A 17,327-nucleotide genomic window follows, 5' to 3' on the forward strand; every position below is an offset into this window, starting at 1 on the left:
CAATGAAATGAGAAAGAATTGAGGTTATTTATGGACATTTGCCATCAAATTTTAGAAAAAATCAAAGAATACGACACGATTATCATTCACCGCCATATGAAACCAGACCCTGATGCCTTGGGAAGTCAGGTGGGATTGAAAGCCTTACTGGAACATCATTTCCCAGAAAAAACCATTAAAGCTGTTGGTTTTGATGAACCAACTCTTACTTGGATGGCTGAAATGGATTCTGTTGAAGATAGTACCTATCAGGGAGCACTTGTCATCGTCTGTGATACGGCAAATACTGCTCGTATCGATGATAAGCGCTATAGTCAAGGTGATTTTCTCATTAAGATTGACCACCATCCAAATGATGATGTATATGGTGATCTATCTTGGGTAGACACTAGTTCAAGTAGCGCTAGCGAGATGATTACCCTATTTGCTGAAACAACTCATCTGGCCTTGTCAGATCGAGCTGCTGAGCTACTTTTTGCAGGAATTGTTGGTGATACAGGTCGTTTCCTCTACCCTTCTACCACTGCACGCACCCTCCGCCTGGCTGCCTATCTGAGAGAACAGAACTTTGATTTTTCGGCTCTCACTCGCAGAATGGACACTATGAGCTACAAAATTGCGAAACTTCAAGGCTACATCTACGACCATCTGGAAGTGGATGAAAATGGTGCAGCTCGCGTTATCCTGAGTCAAGAAATCTTGAAACAATTCAATGTTACCGATGCTGAAACTGCAGCTATTGTCGGTGCACCTGGGCGTATTGACAGTGTGAGTCTCTGGGGAATTTTTGTGGAACAGGCTGATGGCCACTACCGCGTTCGCTTACGCAGTAAAATCCATCCTATCAATGAAATTGCCAAGGAACATGATGGCGGAGGCCACCCTCTAGCAAGTGGTGCCAATTCCTATAGCCTAGAAGAAAACGAAATCATCTACCAAAAGTTAAAAAACTTGCTTAAAAACTGATAAAATACTTGCCAAACTTTTCAGAATCTGATAGACTAGTATGGTAACAATCTATGGCTCGCAAAGAGACCATGGCAGAAAGGAAATATTGCAAAATGAAAAAAGATATCCATCCAGAATATCGCCCAGTTGTCTTCATGGACACAACTACTGGTTACCAATTCCTTAGCGGTTCAACAAAACGCTCTAACGAAACAGTTGAGTTCGAAGGCGAAACTTACCCATTGATCCGTGTGGAAATTTCATCAGACTCACATCCATTCTACACTGGACGTCAAAAGTTCACTCAAGCAGATGGACGCGTGGATCGTTTCAACAAAAAATACGGTCTCAAATAATGATAAAAAGAACAGTTTCGGCTGTTCTTTTTTCTTCCTTCAAATCAACTGCTGTTTTCATGTTCCAAACTCATACTCTTCGAAAATCTCTTCGGTAATTTAATGTTAGGGGATTTATACTAACAATAGACTTTTAACCCCAAAATTGATAAAATAGGAAAGAAAATAAGATAAAAGGAAACTGTAAATCACCATGATGAACATGCAAAAATTGAACATACTGTTTTTAATTTTTGTAAACATCAAAAAGGTTGGTTTAAAAGGATTTTAAGTCCTTAAGATTTTTTATCCAACACTACTATTCACGCATCCAAGACAAAATCTTGGCAAAAAAATACAGTAGCAAAGAGTACACCAAACTACCACTCATTATGGGCGGTAGTTTTCTTTTCGTCTAAAATAGAGATAAAAAGATAGGTGGTAGCCTTATGCGTTACGGTTATGTTCGAGTATCTACCAGAGAACAAAATATCGATAGACAATTTTCAGCCTTGGTAGAAAATAAATTAGCAAAAGAAAATATTTTTATTGATTATGTTTCAGGAAAGGATTTTGACAGAATAGAATATCAAAAATTATTAACTACCTTGAAGGAGAATGATGAATTAGTTATTAAATCAATTGATAGATTGGGAAGAAACTATGATGAAATTTTAGAACAATGGCAATCAATTACTAAGAAAAAGAAAGTAAATATAACTGTTTTAGATTTCCCCTTATTAAACACAAAGAATAGTGATGACAATATCACAGGAAAACTAATATCCGATATCGTTTTGCAAGTTCTATCTTATGTAGCACAGTTTGAAAGAGAACAAATCAAACAAAGACAAATGGAAGGAATACGAGAAGCAAAGAAAAAGGGAAAAAATTCGGTAGACCAAAATTGCTTGCCCCGGATAATCTCCCTGATGTAATAGCTCAATATACCAAAAAAGAAATAACCTTACGAGAAGGTGCAGACATCTTAGGAGTATCAAAAAGCACCTTTCATAATTGGATAAAAAATTCATAGTTTATGTCAAAAAACCTAGGATTTTTTGGACAAGAAATACATTCTATTTTAGAATCGTTTTCGTTAGAAAAAATGTTCTAAAATCGAGCATTTTGACCGATTATTATTACACTTCAATTTTATCAAGTTTGTCCAAAAAAGTCTAGGTTTTAGGACAAACTGATTACTTTACAATGAATAAAGATTGGAGAAACTCAAATGAACAAACAAACTAAAAAATTCACACTTGCAACTATCTCAGCTCTATCACTTCTTGGAGCTGGAATCATCACAGCTAATCAAGTATCAGCTAGTGAGAATATCGTGCTAGGTCGTGACTCTAACGGCTCATCTATCAATCCTTCTTACAGTTTCAGAACATCTACAGGTTTGAAAATTGTCGGTATTAAAGGGACATTCGTGACACCTGATAAACAAGCAATCGTAAACCGTATCAACGAAATTCGTAAAGAAGCTTATAATGAAGGTTTAGTCGACCGCTATGTGCCAGTTGCATGGTCTTCAAACTTCGAAAAAGCTACCCTTATTCGAGCAGCTGAAGTAAGTATTAGCTACAATCATAACAAATTGACAGGCGAAGACCCTTGGGGTTATTATGTCTGGAATACGTCTAATTATCCTACAGGCGAAAATATCGTATTATCGGCCGGTTCAGATTCGTTCAATTACGCTATCGATAAGTTCTATGCTGAAAAGCAGAATTATATCAATAAATCAGGCGATTACGGTCATTACGAAAATTTGATTGACCCAGAAAATACTTCTACCGCGATGTCATCGTTTATTAAGCCTGGAAATGGCGGAGGCGGAGTAGCTCAGTGGCTTGGAACCGGTTCGTCATCTGACTCGCTGGTCGGTACTTACGGTGATTCCATTGTATACACTGAGGCTCATTCTTCTTTCATCGACTCGATTGGCTTAAAACAGAATCTATCTGTCAAGCCTAGTTCGTCTTTAGCTATTGATTTGCTTGGCAAATTTAAAAACAGTCGTGAAGTCATCATTCCTACAAATCGTGACTGGTCAAGTAGTGACACTTCTGTCGCGACAATTGACCGAGACGGAAACATTACTGCTCGCAAATCAGGTACTACGACTATCACGGTCACATCAGATGGTAAAACGTATTCTGCAACTGTAACAGTATCAGCTAATGCTTCTGACCAAACTTCTAATTCTAGAGTTGATACGAATCCTCAAACTTGGACAAATGATCCAAACGAATATTTAGCTCGAGTTCGTCAAAGCTTCGTCGGTGACAGCGGAAACTCTGGTTCATCTTCATGGATTCGCTCTGGCTCTCGTTGGTGGTTCAAACACTCTGACGGCTCTTACACAGCTAATGGCTGGGAAAAAATCGACGGCAAATGGTATCGTTTTGATAACTCTGGTTGGATGCAAACAGGTTGGGTAAAAGACGGTAGTTGGTACTACCTCGACGGCTCAGGTGCTATGAAGACTGGTTGGCTCAAAGATAACGGTAGCTGGTACTACCTTCAAGATTCAGGTGCAATGAAAACAGGCTGGATGAAAGTATCTGGCAAATGGTACTATGCCTATAGCTCTGGCGCGTTAGCAGTCAATACTACTACACCTGACGGTTATCGTGTCAATTACAACGGAGAATGGGTATAAAATAAACGTCTAATTATAGACCCAAAAAGAAATCTTAGGATGGAGAATTTAGTATGGGGATAATTAAAAAATATAGTCCTGAAATTTCATTATTTTTATCAGTTTGTATTGCATTATTCATACCTTTTATATCTTCTAAAACATCTTTACCTCTTGGTATCATTAACAATGATATTCCTTCGAACATGGTGCAACAAATCATAGTTATGATTAAAGCAGAATACGTTTTTGCATATTTTGCATTTATCATCTCTATATTAGTTTTAAGATTCTTTCCACTAAAATTAGATATTAGACCATTTATTTTAGCCGGATTAATCTTTGTAGTCAGACAATTTTTGACAGGAATGCAAAATGAAACAAGTATTGGATTACATATAGAAAGTAAGGCTGGTCCAGCTTATTACTTATTAGTTTTAGGAATTTTGAGCTATGTGATAACTAGCATTAAAAATTCCAAAAATAAACTCTTTTATATATTACCCATTGTTTTACTCATTGAACCGACTTTTGATTTAATTACTTCATCAATTAGCCTAGGGATTTACTCATTAGTTGAATTATTAAAACTAATAATCCCCCCTCTTATTATTATTATTTATATTATATCTGCGGGGTCGAGGGCTGAGGAAGTAGAGCCAGATTTAACGCTCAAAGAAAAAGATGGAACAGAGAGGTACTTTAATGAAATAAAGAAATAAACATATGTAAATATATAAAATAGTCGCTATATCAAACTCTTGATTTCTCACTCACAATTTTATTGTTGTATTTTCTAAACTATTATACCTCTTGAAAATGTGGAGAAAAATATGAATTTTACAAATTATTTATATCGTATGATAGGCTTACGTCTAAAAAAGAAAATCATCGATTCATATACCACACAAGCTCAATTCACACGGAAAGTCAAAGATAAATATCAAACTGAAGGTTCGGATCTTCCAATAAACGAACCAACATTATCAAACATTTTACAAGGTAAACCTGTAAACAGTAAATTTCTTATGTCTCAAGAAAAAATTGAGATTTTTTCAACAATGTTCAATGTAACACCTGAGGAACTTATATTTGAATCAGAAAATGAAATTTTAAATTTTTTAAATTTTCCCTTTTATTGATTTTATTCAATAACTCTGATTCCAATCCCTTTATAGATACTTCTACTGATGATATTTTCTTTGGAAATGCGACCTATAAAAATATTTTTAAAGATTCGTTCATAAAGGAAGAAATTCTTATAAATGTTTCAAACAAGCTACTTATCAATATCATTTCATCATCAAAAACAGATACAGATTTGGATACTTATATAGGTGCTTTTAACTATCATTGTGATGATTATATGGAATTCTTTATGGATTTCAAAAGGCTAATCATCAATAATACACTACATACAAATTTTTTATTTGAATATATTTTGAGTAGTAAAGAGAATTATCAAATATTTATTAGTTCCTTCAATAATTTTATAGATATAAATTCAGATAAACTTCTTGAATTCTATGAAGAAAAAATCAGGAAAGAGATTCTTAAAGAGTCAAAAGGTAGCAATGATAGTATCTTCGCTAGACTCAATAATAATTTTTTTATTGAAGTATTTTCATCTGAACAATTTTTAAATTTATTAGATAGAATCTTAAATATTGATAATTTCATATCATTTATAAGTAAAGCTAAACAAGCAGTAAATGAAGTTACCACATATACATCTTCATCTATCTGTATGTACTATGATAAGGACAAATTAGACAAAGATATAGAAATCCTAAAGAAATTTTATAATGATAACCAAAATAAAAAATTAAAAATCTAACCGAATTAAATTTAAATATACTAGATTTCATAGATTTAACAAAATTTTTGGAAAATCAACTTATTTAGAAAGATAATGACACACATTAACATATAAGTATCAATTCGTGGCAGTCGCATAAGCGACTGCTTTTATGTTCCCCTCATTATAGTTTTGAAACGATAATTATAGTTTCAAAACTAGTAATGACTTCTATCCTATTTGAGTTAAAATAAGAGTATAAACGTTTATTAAAAAAACAAAGAAAGGAATCAGCAAAGCCTAGGTATGCTGATTATAAAGAATAATCATGTTTAAAATGAAAGCTAAATCTGGCTATTCTAGCCAACTGTTTCAAGAAATTTTCGGAAACGAAAAAACTGCAATTGTATTATCACCTGAACCGAATATTCGTATGAAATACGTTGATAATAGCCCAACAAATGAAATTGACTCATATCGTTATTGGTTCGTTATTAAAGGACAACAGCCTTTTGAGGTTAAATTCTCATCCCAACAAACTATCGAACAATTTGATGAGATTGAATTTCAAGGTGCAGAGGCCTGCAATGTTAGAGGGAACATCTATTTCCGAGCTAACTCTATAACTGTATTAAACAAAGGAGGTAAGTAACCAATGGCATTTCCGTTTATTCAACAAGAAAATAAACGGGAATTTGTAGTGGATGCTGAATACTTGGTTCAGTGTGTCGAAGTAGGGCTGGGAAACAGCTCTATTTCCTCAACTACTAATTCCTTCCAATTCATCTATGGTGACAATTATATAGACTTTGTCCCTCGTTTTCCTTGTGCGTACATTTTGGATAACAATCTATACCAACAGATTTTTCAAATTTTGTCTACAAGTGCCTACCCTATGCTGACATTTCTTAAACAGCCATCGGCCTATATTGTCAAACGTGATGGTGATGGTGTAAGCATTAACACTAGTCGTGCTTTTCGGTTCCCATTCTTTAGGGGAATACCTGAAAGATTGACGTATCAAAAGCTATCTGATGTCAGCGTTCAAAACGAAAGTTTTGAACTCATGAAAAACTATCGTATCGATTTCAATCAAATTGTTCATTGTTTAATTGCTGGTTCTTCTGGTTCTGGAAAGAGCTACGCTTTGACCTATCTAATCTCTGTTATTAATCAATTTGCTCATGTAACAGTTGTGGATCCAAAATGCGATTCTATCTCTCGCTACTGCTTAAAACAGAACATACCTGTTCTTTATCAAGAGAAAGACTTCTCATCTGATGAATTTGTTTCCAAGGTAAACAGCTTGCTAAAAGTGGAACTAGATACTATCTATCAAAGACAATCGGAGCTTCTTGAAAATCCTTCTAAAAAATTTCAACATCGTTGTCTGGTGATTGATGAATTGCTTGCTTTAACATCTTTGACTTCTAAAAATGTTAAAGATACCTTTTTTGCACTATTATCCAATATTGCACTACTTGGACGAGCAACATCTGTCCACCTAATCCTAGTGAGCCAGCGGATGGATACAAACGCTTTACCAATTGCCGTTAGAGAGCAGTGTAATTTCTTAATACAACTGGGGTTAATCAACAGAAAAACGACAACGTTTTTATTCCCAGACTTAGATTCAGAGACAGGAATTGTCATTCCTAACGGAAAAGGAACTGGTATTGTTCAAGTCATTGATGGTATAACACCACCTAATGTCATGCCGTTGCTCGTACCAACTTTTAAAGGAGAAAATTTATGAAAAATTTTTATAAAAAAATAATAAGACAAACCACTGTAATTACCGATAAACTCTACTACTTACTGCCTTTAGAATTATTTTTAGGCTTTCTATGGGGGTTATTTCTAGCAGGTATATGGTTTGTTAACCAAGTTAGCACCATAATCTCTTGGGACGTTTGGAGCCAAATTTTAGATAATTTTCAAATAGCACAATCTATACTACTTAAAGCAATGACTATCGTTCTTATCATCTATCTTTTAGCGCATATACTTCTTTGCATCGTATGGATAAAAGAAGATAAGTTTTTCAACTTTTTCCGAACAGTAAATCGATTAAGGATAGTACGAAAACAAATGCTAAAGAGAGGCAGTGAAATCGATAGTGAGGTTGTAAAAGAGTACAAAACTATTGTTCAATCTATCAGATGTACTATAACTCATGAATATATCCTAGTTATTATACCATGGGCAGAAAACTCAGATATTGATACAATTTTACAAAAAAATTACTTTTTTTGTACGACTATCTTACAAGGGTCTATCGTGAAATATATACATTCTCTCCCAAAGATAGTACTTCACTTAATCATATAATACAAGGGACGAGAAAGCATAATTGATTTGTATACCAGCGGAGCTTGCCGTAAGGCAAGAGCTCCGAGCTGGTTTTATGTTCCAATTTAGTCAGGACAGAACTATACTACTTCTGGGCTTGTTATTGAAGTAGTATAATGTTGTTCCATTGTTCCAAAAAAGAAAGGAGTTTTAAATGGTAAAAGCACGCAATGTCATGTTTGTTCAACAGATTGAGTATTTCCAATCTTCAAATTTACAAGATATCATCGAGTATATGACGAACATTCTAAAACCGCATCGTTTTGCGGGAATATTGCATGATAAGGATATTGGGCAAGATGGAAACCTTGTCGCACCACATATACACCTTGTTTTACAGTTTGAAAGTGCTAGAAGTTTAAACAATCTTGCTAAGTTGACTAAACAACCAATACAGTGTTTTGAGCAGTGGAGGGGTTCAGTTAACAATGCTTATTCATATCTCGTTCATCACACGGAGTCTAATCAAGATAAATACCAATATTCTCCCAAAGAAGTTATTGCGAATTTTGACTATTTACTCCTATTAGACACTATCGAAAGAAATGTAACCAAACGATATGAAATAAATGACACTATGATTATAGATAATCTACTGGATCTACTTTATACTGGTAATATTACAAAATCAGAAATTGAACAACGACTTACTGGTTCACAATATGCCAAAGCAAGGCAAAAAATAGAAACCGTCTATTTAAAACGACTAGAAACACAAGCCGAACTATGGAGACAAGAAATGATTGACAAGAATGAAATTGTTACGATTATTTGGCTTTTTGGAAAAGCGGGAACAGGGAAGACTCGTCTAGCACGTCAATATGCAGAACAGTATGACCTTAACTATTTTATTACAGGCTCAATCCGTGACCCTTTTCAACAATACAATTTAGAACACGTGATTATCTTAGACGAATTACGCCCCCATCAATTTGACTACTCAGACTTACTCAAAATGTTTGACCCTTACAATGTTAAAGCGATGGCAAGTAGTCGTTATTTTGATAAGCCGTTACTAGCTAATATTTATATCATCACTAGCCCCTACTCTCCCTATGATTTCTTTTTAGAATTAACTAAGAAAAGAAAAACAAGTCATATCGATTCTTGGGGCCAGCTAATGAGAAGATTATCCTTAGTAGTCGAAGTCAAAAAAGAGCATCTGCAATTTTACAAGTACGAACCAATGGACCAGATGTTTTATATAGACCATGGCAATAAATTACCAAACCCCTTTAAAAATCAGACTGATAGAGAAGAAACTATTCAAGACAAATCGTACCAGTTATTTTTAGAATTGAATAAGAAAAAGGAAAGGAATGAATAAATGCAAGAAATTCAAACAGTTACCTACATAGATATCGCAAATCAAGGATATCCAGAAGGCACAGCTAGACGTGTTATACGAGAGGGTAAAAAATTACTTGTCGAAAGAGGTTTTCAACTTTATAAAAACAAAAGGATTGGAAGAATACCAAAGACTATTGCCGAAGAAATTCTTGGATTCAAAATCATCTCAAAAAATGATATAATAGATACTGTACTCTTCGCTACTGACATAGAAAGAGGAAAATAATATGTCAGTTATCAAAGGATACAAGGGAAAATGGAAAGTAGATATTACCGATGGCATAGACCCATTGACTGGTGAAATCAAACGGCATAGAAAGTCAGGATTTACCACTCGTAAAGAAGCTGTTCAATATGAAGCAGATTATCGATTAAACAAACTTCACCAAGTTCATATTAAAGATAAAATATCTGTTTCTCACCTTTACTCTTTAGTTCAACAAGAAGATGAACTCCGTGGGAATAAACGTGGTACCATTGATACACAGATATCCTATTATAACCAATATGTCTCTAAGTTTTTTGAGCATGCAGATATGTCTGCCATTACTATCCATGAAGTAAAAAAATTTAGAGATTGGTTGGTAAAACAACCAAGTGTTAAAGGTGGAACACTATCAAGTACGACTGTTAATCAGCAAATGATTTTTCTGCATAAAATGTTTGATGTTGCTGTTGCTAATCGTCTTAGACAAGATAATCCATGCAATGGACTAAGAAAACTTCCTGATAAACACAAGGAGATGTCTTATTTCACTCCTGAAGAATTCAAGCTATTTGATTCTCTGTTCACAAAAGATGAATACATGTTTCAGCTATTCTATCGAGTGTTAATGTTTACAGGTGTTCGAGTCGGCGAAGCATTGGCCTTAACTTGGAAACAGATTAATTTATCAGAGGGTTATATCGATATCAAGTATTCAGCTTACTTTCGTAATAACAAGGTCCATATCGGAACAGTAAAAACTACCCAATCCAATCGTCGAATTTATATTCATAAAGCATTCGTTCAAGAACTAACGGAATGGAAAGAAAAACAAGCTCACCTATTAGTAGAGTTTACGAACAATACAGAAGACTTACAAATCTTTCAAGACAGTCCTTTACAACTAACTGCTCCAATGGTTTCTAATCAAAAGATTAAATTGAAAAAAAGAATGCCTGCATCATTAAAAATGATTCGTAATCACGATTTCCGACACTCACATGCAGCGTTTCTAGTTTCAAAAGGACTCAGAAATGGTGAAGGAAAAGATTATATATTTTTTACACTTATGAAACGACTGGGACACAGTAGTATTAATACAACAATCAACATCTACTCTCACCTATTCCCAACTCAACAAAAAGAAGTCGCCAATGCTTTTGACAGCTTTTAGGGCAAAAAATGGCAAAAAAATTTATTAAAAAGGCTCAAAGCCTTGAAACGAAAGGAATCTTAAAAATCTTATGATGAACATGCAAAACATGATGCGTCAAGCACAAAAACTTCAAAAACAAATGGAACAAAGCCAAGCTGAACTTGCTGCTATGCAATTTGTTGGCAAATCTGCTCAAGATCTTGTTCAAGCGACCTTAACTGGAGATAAGAAAGTTGTCAGCATTGACTTTAATCCAGCTGTCGTTGACCCAGAAGATCTTGAAACTCTTTCTGATATGACTGTTCAAGCCATCAACTCTGCTCTTGAACAAATTGATGAAACGACTAAGAAAAAACTAGGTGCTTTCGCTGGAAAATTGCCATTCTAAGCATAAGAAAAACAAGCATTCAAGAGAATACTTGCCTATCATGGGAGGAACAACTGTTCCTCTTTTTGCTTACTAAAAATTAAAGAATTCCATGGCTTGTTTGAACAGTAAATCCGTATACTCTGGGTCTTCTTGGGCGATGGTAACCTGGTCTTGAATCATTTCCAAGTCATCCGTTATCATGCCATCAGCTCCTAGCTGAACAGATTTATCAAAGGACTCTGAACTATTGATGGTCCAAACGTACAATTTCTGATCGGTATTCCATAGCTTGTTGACAAAATTTTCATCTAAAGTTGAATACTCCATGGTGTAGCCTGTGGCCTTGGTTCTTGGAAAGATACTATTGTAAGGTAGGATGAAATAGACTGGAATTTGTGAGTCGTAGGCCAACACCTGGTCAATCACATGGTAGTCTAAGGACTGCATTTGGTGGCCATTCTGCTTAAGAACCGTTCCATATTTTTCCATAAACCGTTTCATCATATCTGGGCTATCTTTTCGACTGGTTTTAATCTCAATAAGAAGTTTTTGATGCAATTCATTGGCTTTATTGAGATAGTCATCAAAACTGGACACCTTGCTATGATAACCATTTTCTGAAATATCAAGTTTAGTTAATTCTTTCAAAGTTAGATCCTGTGGATTAGCATTAACTCCTGTCAGATTCTTGATATTAGCATCATGCATCATGACAAACTGGCCATCTTTTGTTTCCTGAACATCTGTCTCAACGAAATCTGGAGATAACTGAGCGGTTTTTTCTAGTGATTGGACGGTATTTTGCACACCATTCTTTTTAGATACTCCCCTGTGAGAGATAATTAAAGGTTTATGTGCTACTGGAGCTTCCAAATAAACATAACCCTCGAGAGCGAAAAAGATACAAGCACATCCCATCACTCCCCATCTCATCCAGTGGTCTTTCTTTCTCCTTGGTGTGATTTCTAGTTCTTCTCCTGTTAAGAAGGAAACAAATTTAATGAGAAAGTAAGTCAAGACAATATAGTGGAAATTCTTAATCAAGACAAAGTTGATAATTCCCAGTACAAGAGATTCCTTATGGGTCAATCCATCCATCAATACCTGACTTGCTAAGATTGGGAGCAACAGAAAAATGAAAAATAGATACGTTTTGACGATAATCCAAAGCAAGTTCCAAATATAAAACCATGAGTGCTTTCTTGTCTTCTCTAGACTGTATCTGACTGCCTCTCTGACTGTTTTCTTCTCAAATAAAAGCTGGGGTAGGGCAAACATCAAACGCACTGAAATGTAAAACAGAAGTAAAGCCAGAATAGTAACCACTATACCTATTAGCCAATACTTGTCTTCCACATAATCAACGATAAAGTCTGGAATGACGATTTTATTGAGGTAGTAAATCTTTAAAATCTTTCGAATCAATGGAAAGAGCATCATGACATAAAAGAAAATAAAGGCCATTTTGGAAATCGTCACTTGCTTCATAAATAAGAAACTTTGACGAAAGACCTTGCGACTGTACTCCAGCAAAGTCCTCTTTTCATGATAGAGGAGGTGGCGAGCCCCGATAAAGAGGAGTCCTATTTGGTAATAGGCAATCAATAGATTAACAATCACCAGAATAAATAAAGCAAGACTAACAAAGGGAGAACCCTTTATAATGGCAAAAATATTGTTGTAGGAAAGAAAGAGATAACCTGTCTGACGGAGCAAAAGTCCAGCAATCCAAGAATTAAGTGGTAACCAGACAAACTCAATCATCATGAATATCAAGAAAAAGAGAAAGAGAATTTTATCTAGATTAAAGTAGATTTTCCTAAAACCTAGATTTTTAGGTTTTTCAGGTTTCATAGGCACTCCTAGTCAAATAATTGAGACAAGTCCAAGCCTCCAAAAGGATTGTTTGATAGGCTACTTTCTGCCCCTAACAATTCTCTAGCCTGGTCTGACTCTAAGAAGGACTCGTAAACACGCGCCGTCATCCGAGCATCCTCCAAGCTATTATGGGACTGACCTTGAAATCCAAGAAAGGAGGCAACAGTTTGCAATTTGAGATTGGCAATACCATGTAAATCCGAACTCCGACGTTCAAAGGCTTCATCATACAAATCCACCTTGTACTGCTGACTGTAGTCTAAACCATGCTCTGCTAAAATAGGCAAATCACTTTTAGCAGCATTGTATCCAACCATCGGTAAAGAACCCACAAACTCTTGGAAATCTTTTATGACTTTCTCCACTGGAGGAGCATCTTTTAAGGTCTCAGCTGTAATCCCAGTCAAACCATTGATAAAACTTTTTAGAGGCACACTAGTATGGACATAGGAATCATAGGCATCGATTTCCTGACCATCTCTAAAACGCACTGCCGATACTTGAATCAAGTGTGTTTGTCCTTCATGCTGATTAAATTCTAAATCAAAAGCAATGTAATCTTCTAATCGTTCCATTCTATCCTTCTCCTCTACTGTCTCTGTTCTAATCAACTATAGCATTCACAAACAAAAGAAGCCATCAGGTTAGCATGTAACCTAAACAGCTCCTTGATTATCCTCCAAATAAACGAGCAAAAAAGCCTTTCTTAGTGGATTGGACTTCTTCTTTTGCTTGGTCCAGCTCTAGCTTAAGATTTTCTTGATCCTTCATGGCTTGAAGGGTCAATTGTTGCTGCTGATCGAGTTGTTTGTCTTTCTCAGCAATCTGACGGTCTTTGATGCGCATCTGCTCATCTTTTTCTGATAACTGACGATCCTTGGCCTTTAATTGCTCATAAAGACGGAGAATTTCTGCATTCTTCTCGTCCACTAGAATCTCCATCAGTTCACGTTGCTTGACATCTTCACTGACAGGTTCATCTTCAAAAATCGTTTTTTTATAGATTTCTTCTAGCTTAATCAAGCCACTTCTGGTAACGACTGTTACCCCTTTGTCATTTTTATCTGTGTCTTCTTCTGGTAATTCTTTGACACGGTTATTGATTGCTTGGCGAGATAATCCTAAAACCTCTGCAATCTCACTGACGGTCATTTCAATACTCATAATATCCTCTGAAACGTTTTCTAGCTTTTCTTTACTTAAATCTTATCATAAGCTAGAAAAACTGTCAAATTTTCGCTTAATCTAAGGCCTTCAAAAAGGCTAATAAGACTTGGGCAGAGCGACGTCCAGCTTCGATAATAAACTCATCAAAAGAGATGTTTGCTTCATGGTTGGCATTGTCACTCATAGCTCGGATAACTAAGACTGGAAGATTAAGAGCATTCGCTGCCTGAGCAATGGCTGCTCCCTCCATCTCAACGGCTAAAACTTCTGGGAAATGGGACTTAATCGCTTCTATCTTGTCATTTCCTGCAACAAAACTATCTCCTGTAGCAATTAAACCAAGGTGCCATTTTTGGTCCAATTGAGATAAACTCTCTTGGATTTTGGCAACAAAGGTTTTATCTGATTCAAAATAAAGTGGTTGTTGCGCCATTTGTCCGTAAGCATAACCAAAAGCTGTGACATCCACGTCATGATAGGCTAATTTATCGGCAATCACAACATCCCCAACAGCGATGTCTTCTGCTACTGCCCCAGCTGAGCCTGTATTGATAAGAGCACCCACTTGGAAATGATCAGCCAAAATCGCCACACTCATAGCAGACATGACCTTACCAATTCCACTTTCTACAAGAACGACTTCATGCGAGGCAATGGTGCCTGTATGATAGGTATTCCCCAAAACAACTTGCTCTTGGGCATTGTCTAAATGTTGGACCAGATACGCCAGTTCTTCTGGCATAGCCGCAATAATTCCTATTTTCATTTCAATTCCTTTTCTATTACAAAAGTTTCATTGCTAACACGAGCAAAATCAAGAGAAAGATGACTGCAAATAAGATTTTATTCAGTTTAGAATTGAAGACATTTCTCTTGGTATTTTCAATGCGACGGCTTTTATGAATAGACGGTTCGACCTGAATCTTCAAGGTTTCCTGACTAAAACCATGTTCCTTAGGATTGGCATAACCAAAACGGGAAGATGAGGTTGGTAAAATCTTGGTCTCCTCATCATCTAGCAAAGGGGGACCTGAAATTTTTTCGCCTCTATTAGCTCTTTCAATCATTTCATCCGTTAATAAAGGTTTACCCATACTGACCTCCTCTATTTTTTGTGCAATTCCCAATACTGAACAGCCATAATTGTCTTGGCATCGCAGATATGACCTAATTTGATTAATTCCTTGGCTTCTTCTAGACTTACTTCTAGGACTTCCAAGGTTTCATCTTCATCCTGCGGACGCGGATTTTCCACCTTTGTCAAATCACTTGCTAGGTATAGTTTTAGTTTTTCATTACAGAAACCAATGGCTGAATAAAAATCGTACAAGAGTTCTAACTTGCCTGTATAGGCTGTTTCTTCCTCTAATTCACGCAGAGCTGCTGCGACAGGGTCTGTGTTCTCTCCTACTTCCAATTTTCCAGCTGGAATTTCGTAAGAGACAGCCTCGATAGCTTTGCGGTACTGCTTGACCAGGATGAGTTTTTCTTCATCCGTTACAGCTAAAACACAGACAGCTCCATTGTGGAAAATCAAATCCCGTTGAGCAGTTCCCTTGCCTTCTGGTAATTCAACCTGATCTTGAACCAGTTTAAATATTGGTCCTTGATAGATTTCTTTTCGGCTAAGCGTTTTTTCTTCAAATTCCATGATAGACTCCTACTGATTCTTAGGATGATGAGGAAGGCGAGTTGCATATTCGTCTTTATTGACCTGACGTCCGCGACCAATAGCAATCGCATCTGCTGGCACGTCTTTGGTAATAGTTGAACCCGCTCCAACCAGAGAATTGTCACCTAACTCAACTGGAGCAATAATGGTTGAATTTGAACCAACAAAGACATTATTACCAATGACTGTCTTGTATTTGTTTTTGCCATCGTAGTTGACTGTAATAGTTCCTGCACCGAAATTAACGTTGCTACCCACTTCACAGTTTCCAATATAAGTCAAATGACCAGCCTTGGTATTCTCACCGATTGAAGAACCCTTAACCTCAACAAAGTTTCCAATATGGACTTGGGCAGCTAGACTTGAACCTGGACGAATGTGGGCATAGGGTCCGACTGTCACTCCGTCTGCAACACTACTTTCTTCAATCATAGAGTTAGTAATGACAGCTCCTGCTCCGATAGTGCTATCCACTACATAAGTACCATTTGTCAAAATAGTCTCAGGACCAATTTTCGTTTGACCTTTCAAGGTAACATTGGCTTCGAGTTGAACTTCAGGAGCAATCTCAACATCAATATCGATATAAGTTGCTTCTGGATTGACAAAGCTAACACCGTTGACCATGTGCTGATGATTGATGCGACGACGCATCACTGACTCAGCAGTCGCAAGAGCCACACGGTCGTTTACCCCAAGACTTTCATCAAAATCTTTCAAAGTATAAGCACCAACTTTTTCACCAGCTTCACGGAAAATGCCAATGACATCTGTAATATAGTATTCGCCTTGAGCATTGTTGGTGTTGATATTTTTCAAGGCCTCAAACAAACGCTCGTTGTCAAAAACGTATGTTCCAGTATTGATTTCCTTGATTTGCTTTTCAAAATCTGTGGCATCCTTCTGCTCCACAATGCGAAGAACTTCAGCATTGTCATTACGAACAATTCGTCCATAGCCGAAAGGATTATCTGTTTCAGCAGTTAAGATAGTGGCCACATTTTTATGATTGATGTGGAAATCAATCAAGTTTTTCAAGCTTTCACCTGTGATTAAAGGAGTATCTCCTGCGATGACCAAGGTGTGACCTGACAAACCTTCCAAAATTGGCTCTGTCATCATAACTGCATGGCCAGTCCCCAACTGTTCAGATTGAGTCACAAATTCTGTCTGTCCAGCCAAGACCTCTTCAACCAATTCCGCCTTGTGTCCTACAACTGTTACTGTCTTTTCAGGCTGGATAGCTCCCACACTACGGAAAACATGTTCCAACATGGAAATACCCGCAACCTTGTGCAACACTTTTGGCAAATCAGATTTCATGCGAGTCCCTTTACCCGCTGCTAAAATGATGGCATAATTTGACATAATCTTCTCTTTTCTCTAGAAATTCCCTTTTATTATACCATATTTCAAATCATTCCGCGCCCTTGAATGAAAAAATGC

The 17,327-nt window shown here is 36.4% G+C and carries 20 protein-coding genes and 1 pseudogene; 14 read left to right on the plus strand and 7 right to left on the minus strand.

The features are described 5' to 3' along the window. Positions 1 to 30 precede the first annotated feature (30 nt). The 14 genes and pseudogenes from SK642_RS05860 to SK642_RS05925 all read left to right on the plus strand — a co-directional run bounded on the left by SK642_RS05860 (position 31) and on the right by SK642_RS05925 (position 11,182). Positions 31 to 966 (plus strand): DHH family phosphoesterase, encoded by a 936-nt coding sequence (locus tag SK642_RS05860; RefSeq protein ID WP_033683812.1) that lies wholly within the window; start codon positions 31 to 33, stop codon positions 964 to 966. 95 nt (positions 967 to 1,061) lie between these two features. Beyond that, the gene (locus SK642_RS05865; RefSeq protein WP_000710764.1) at positions 1,062 to 1,304 is read left to right on the plus strand and encodes a type B 50S ribosomal protein L31; all 243 of its coding nucleotides are present in this window, start codon (positions 1,062 to 1,064) and stop codon (positions 1,302 to 1,304) included. Between the two features lie 428 nt (positions 1,305 to 1,732). Then, a pseudogene (locus SK642_RS05870) lies at positions 1,733 to 2,319 on the plus strand (recombinase family protein). A 198-nt stretch (positions 2,320 to 2,517) separates the two neighbouring features. After that, positions 2,518 to 3,954, plus strand: a complete 1,437-nt coding sequence (locus SK642_RS11090) for an N-acetylmuramoyl-L-alanine amidase family protein (protein WP_033683814.1) — start codon at positions 2,518 to 2,520, stop codon at positions 3,952 to 3,954. Positions 3,955 to 4,007: 53 nt separating this feature from the next. Further along, positions 4,008 to 4,655: a hypothetical protein gene (locus SK642_RS05880; protein WP_033683815.1), complete on the plus strand. Its 648-nt coding sequence runs from the start codon at positions 4,008 to 4,010 to the stop codon at positions 4,653 to 4,655. A 111-nt stretch (positions 4,656 to 4,766) separates the two neighbouring features. After that, a complete protein-coding gene (locus tag SK642_RS05885; RefSeq protein ID WP_033683816.1) occupies positions 4,767 to 5,075 on the plus strand; it encodes a hypothetical protein in 309 nt (102 codons plus the stop codon). After that, complete coding sequence (locus tag SK642_RS05890; RefSeq protein ID WP_033683817.1) at positions 5,072 to 5,770, plus strand: hypothetical protein; 699 nt, start codon at positions 5,072 to 5,074, stop codon at positions 5,768 to 5,770. Before SK642_RS05885 ends, SK642_RS05890 begins: the two co-directional genes overlap by 4 nt. 289 nt (positions 5,771 to 6,059) lie before the next feature. After that, positions 6,060 to 6,383 carry a hypothetical protein gene (locus SK642_RS05895; protein WP_033683818.1) on the plus strand — a complete coding sequence of 108 codons (324 nt, stop codon included), beginning with the start codon at positions 6,060 to 6,062 and terminating at the stop codon, positions 6,381 to 6,383. A gap of 3 nt (positions 6,384 to 6,386) precedes the next feature. Next, a complete protein-coding gene (locus SK642_RS05900) occupies positions 6,387 to 7,487 on the plus strand; it encodes a cell division protein FtsK (protein ID WP_033683820.1) in 1,101 nt (366 codons plus the stop codon). Further along, positions 7,484 to 8,062 carry a hypothetical protein gene (locus SK642_RS05905; RefSeq protein WP_235230859.1) on the plus strand — a complete coding sequence of 193 codons (579 nt, stop codon included), beginning with the start codon at positions 7,484 to 7,486 and terminating at the stop codon, positions 8,060 to 8,062. The genes SK642_RS05900 and SK642_RS05905 overlap by 4 nt, the downstream gene beginning before the upstream one ends. Before the next feature lie 175 nt (positions 8,063 to 8,237). After that, positions 8,238 to 9,410, plus strand: a complete 1,173-nt coding sequence (locus tag SK642_RS05910) for a Rep family protein (protein ID WP_033683822.1) — start codon at positions 8,238 to 8,240, stop codon at positions 9,408 to 9,410. Next, positions 9,411 to 9,659, plus strand: coding sequence for a DUF3173 family protein (locus SK642_RS05915; protein ID WP_001156231.1), 249 nt, complete (start codon positions 9,411 to 9,413; stop codon positions 9,657 to 9,659). It abuts the gene before it with no gap. 1 nt (position 9,660) lies between these two features. After that, positions 9,661 to 10,812 (plus strand): site-specific integrase, encoded by a 1,152-nt coding sequence (locus SK642_RS05920; protein WP_033683824.1) that lies wholly within the window; start codon positions 9,661 to 9,663, stop codon positions 10,810 to 10,812. A 70-nt stretch (positions 10,813 to 10,882) separates the two neighbouring features. After that, positions 10,883 to 11,182, plus strand: coding sequence for a YbaB/EbfC family nucleoid-associated protein (locus SK642_RS05925; protein WP_000981526.1), 300 nt, complete (start codon positions 10,883 to 10,885; stop codon positions 11,180 to 11,182). Between the two features lie 72 nt (positions 11,183 to 11,254). Here SK642_RS05925 and SK642_RS05930 read toward each other — a convergent pair whose 3' ends face one another. The 7 genes from SK642_RS05930 to glmU all read right to left on the minus strand — a co-directional run bounded on the left by SK642_RS05930 (position 11,255) and on the right by glmU (position 17,249). Continuing rightward, positions 11,255 to 13,018: a glycerophosphoryl diester phosphodiesterase membrane domain-containing protein gene (locus SK642_RS05930; RefSeq protein WP_033683826.1), complete on the minus strand. Its 1,764-nt coding sequence runs from the start codon at positions 13,016 to 13,018 to the stop codon at positions 11,255 to 11,257. A gap of 8 nt (positions 13,019 to 13,026) precedes the next feature. After that, positions 13,027 to 13,617 (minus strand): 3'-5' exonuclease, encoded by a 591-nt coding sequence (locus SK642_RS05935; RefSeq protein WP_033683827.1) that lies wholly within the window; start codon positions 13,615 to 13,617, stop codon positions 13,027 to 13,029. A 97-nt stretch (positions 13,618 to 13,714) separates the two neighbouring features. After that, entirely contained in the window at positions 13,715 to 14,206 is a 492-nt protein-coding gene (gene rocS / locus SK642_RS05940) for a chromosome segregation protein RocS (protein WP_000021242.1), read from the minus strand. A gap of 76 nt (positions 14,207 to 14,282) precedes the next feature. Further along, positions 14,283 to 14,975, minus strand: a complete 693-nt coding sequence (locus SK642_RS05945) for a 5'-methylthioadenosine/adenosylhomocysteine nucleosidase (RefSeq protein ID WP_033683829.1) — start codon at positions 14,973 to 14,975, stop codon at positions 14,283 to 14,285. A 16-nt stretch (positions 14,976 to 14,991) separates the two neighbouring features. Next, positions 14,992 to 15,303 carry a cell wall synthase accessory phosphoprotein MacP gene (gene macP, locus SK642_RS05950; protein ID WP_000517862.1) on the minus strand — a complete coding sequence of 104 codons (312 nt, stop codon included), beginning with the start codon at positions 15,301 to 15,303 and terminating at the stop codon, positions 14,992 to 14,994. Positions 15,304 to 15,314: 11 nt separating this feature from the next. Next, a complete protein-coding gene (locus SK642_RS05955; RefSeq protein WP_033683831.1) occupies positions 15,315 to 15,860 on the minus strand; it encodes an NUDIX hydrolase in 546 nt (181 codons plus the stop codon). A 9-nt stretch (positions 15,861 to 15,869) separates the two neighbouring features. Next, positions 15,870 to 17,249 (minus strand): bifunctional UDP-N-acetylglucosamine diphosphorylase/glucosamine-1-phosphate N-acetyltransferase GlmU, encoded by a 1,380-nt coding sequence (gene glmU, locus SK642_RS05960; RefSeq protein WP_033683833.1) that lies wholly within the window; start codon positions 17,247 to 17,249, stop codon positions 15,870 to 15,872. Positions 17,250 to 17,327 lie beyond the last annotated feature (78 nt).

The sequence above is a fragment of the Streptococcus mitis genome, assembly GCF_000722705.1.
Classification (GTDB): domain Bacteria; phylum Bacillota; class Bacilli; order Lactobacillales; family Streptococcaceae; genus Streptococcus; species Streptococcus mitis_P.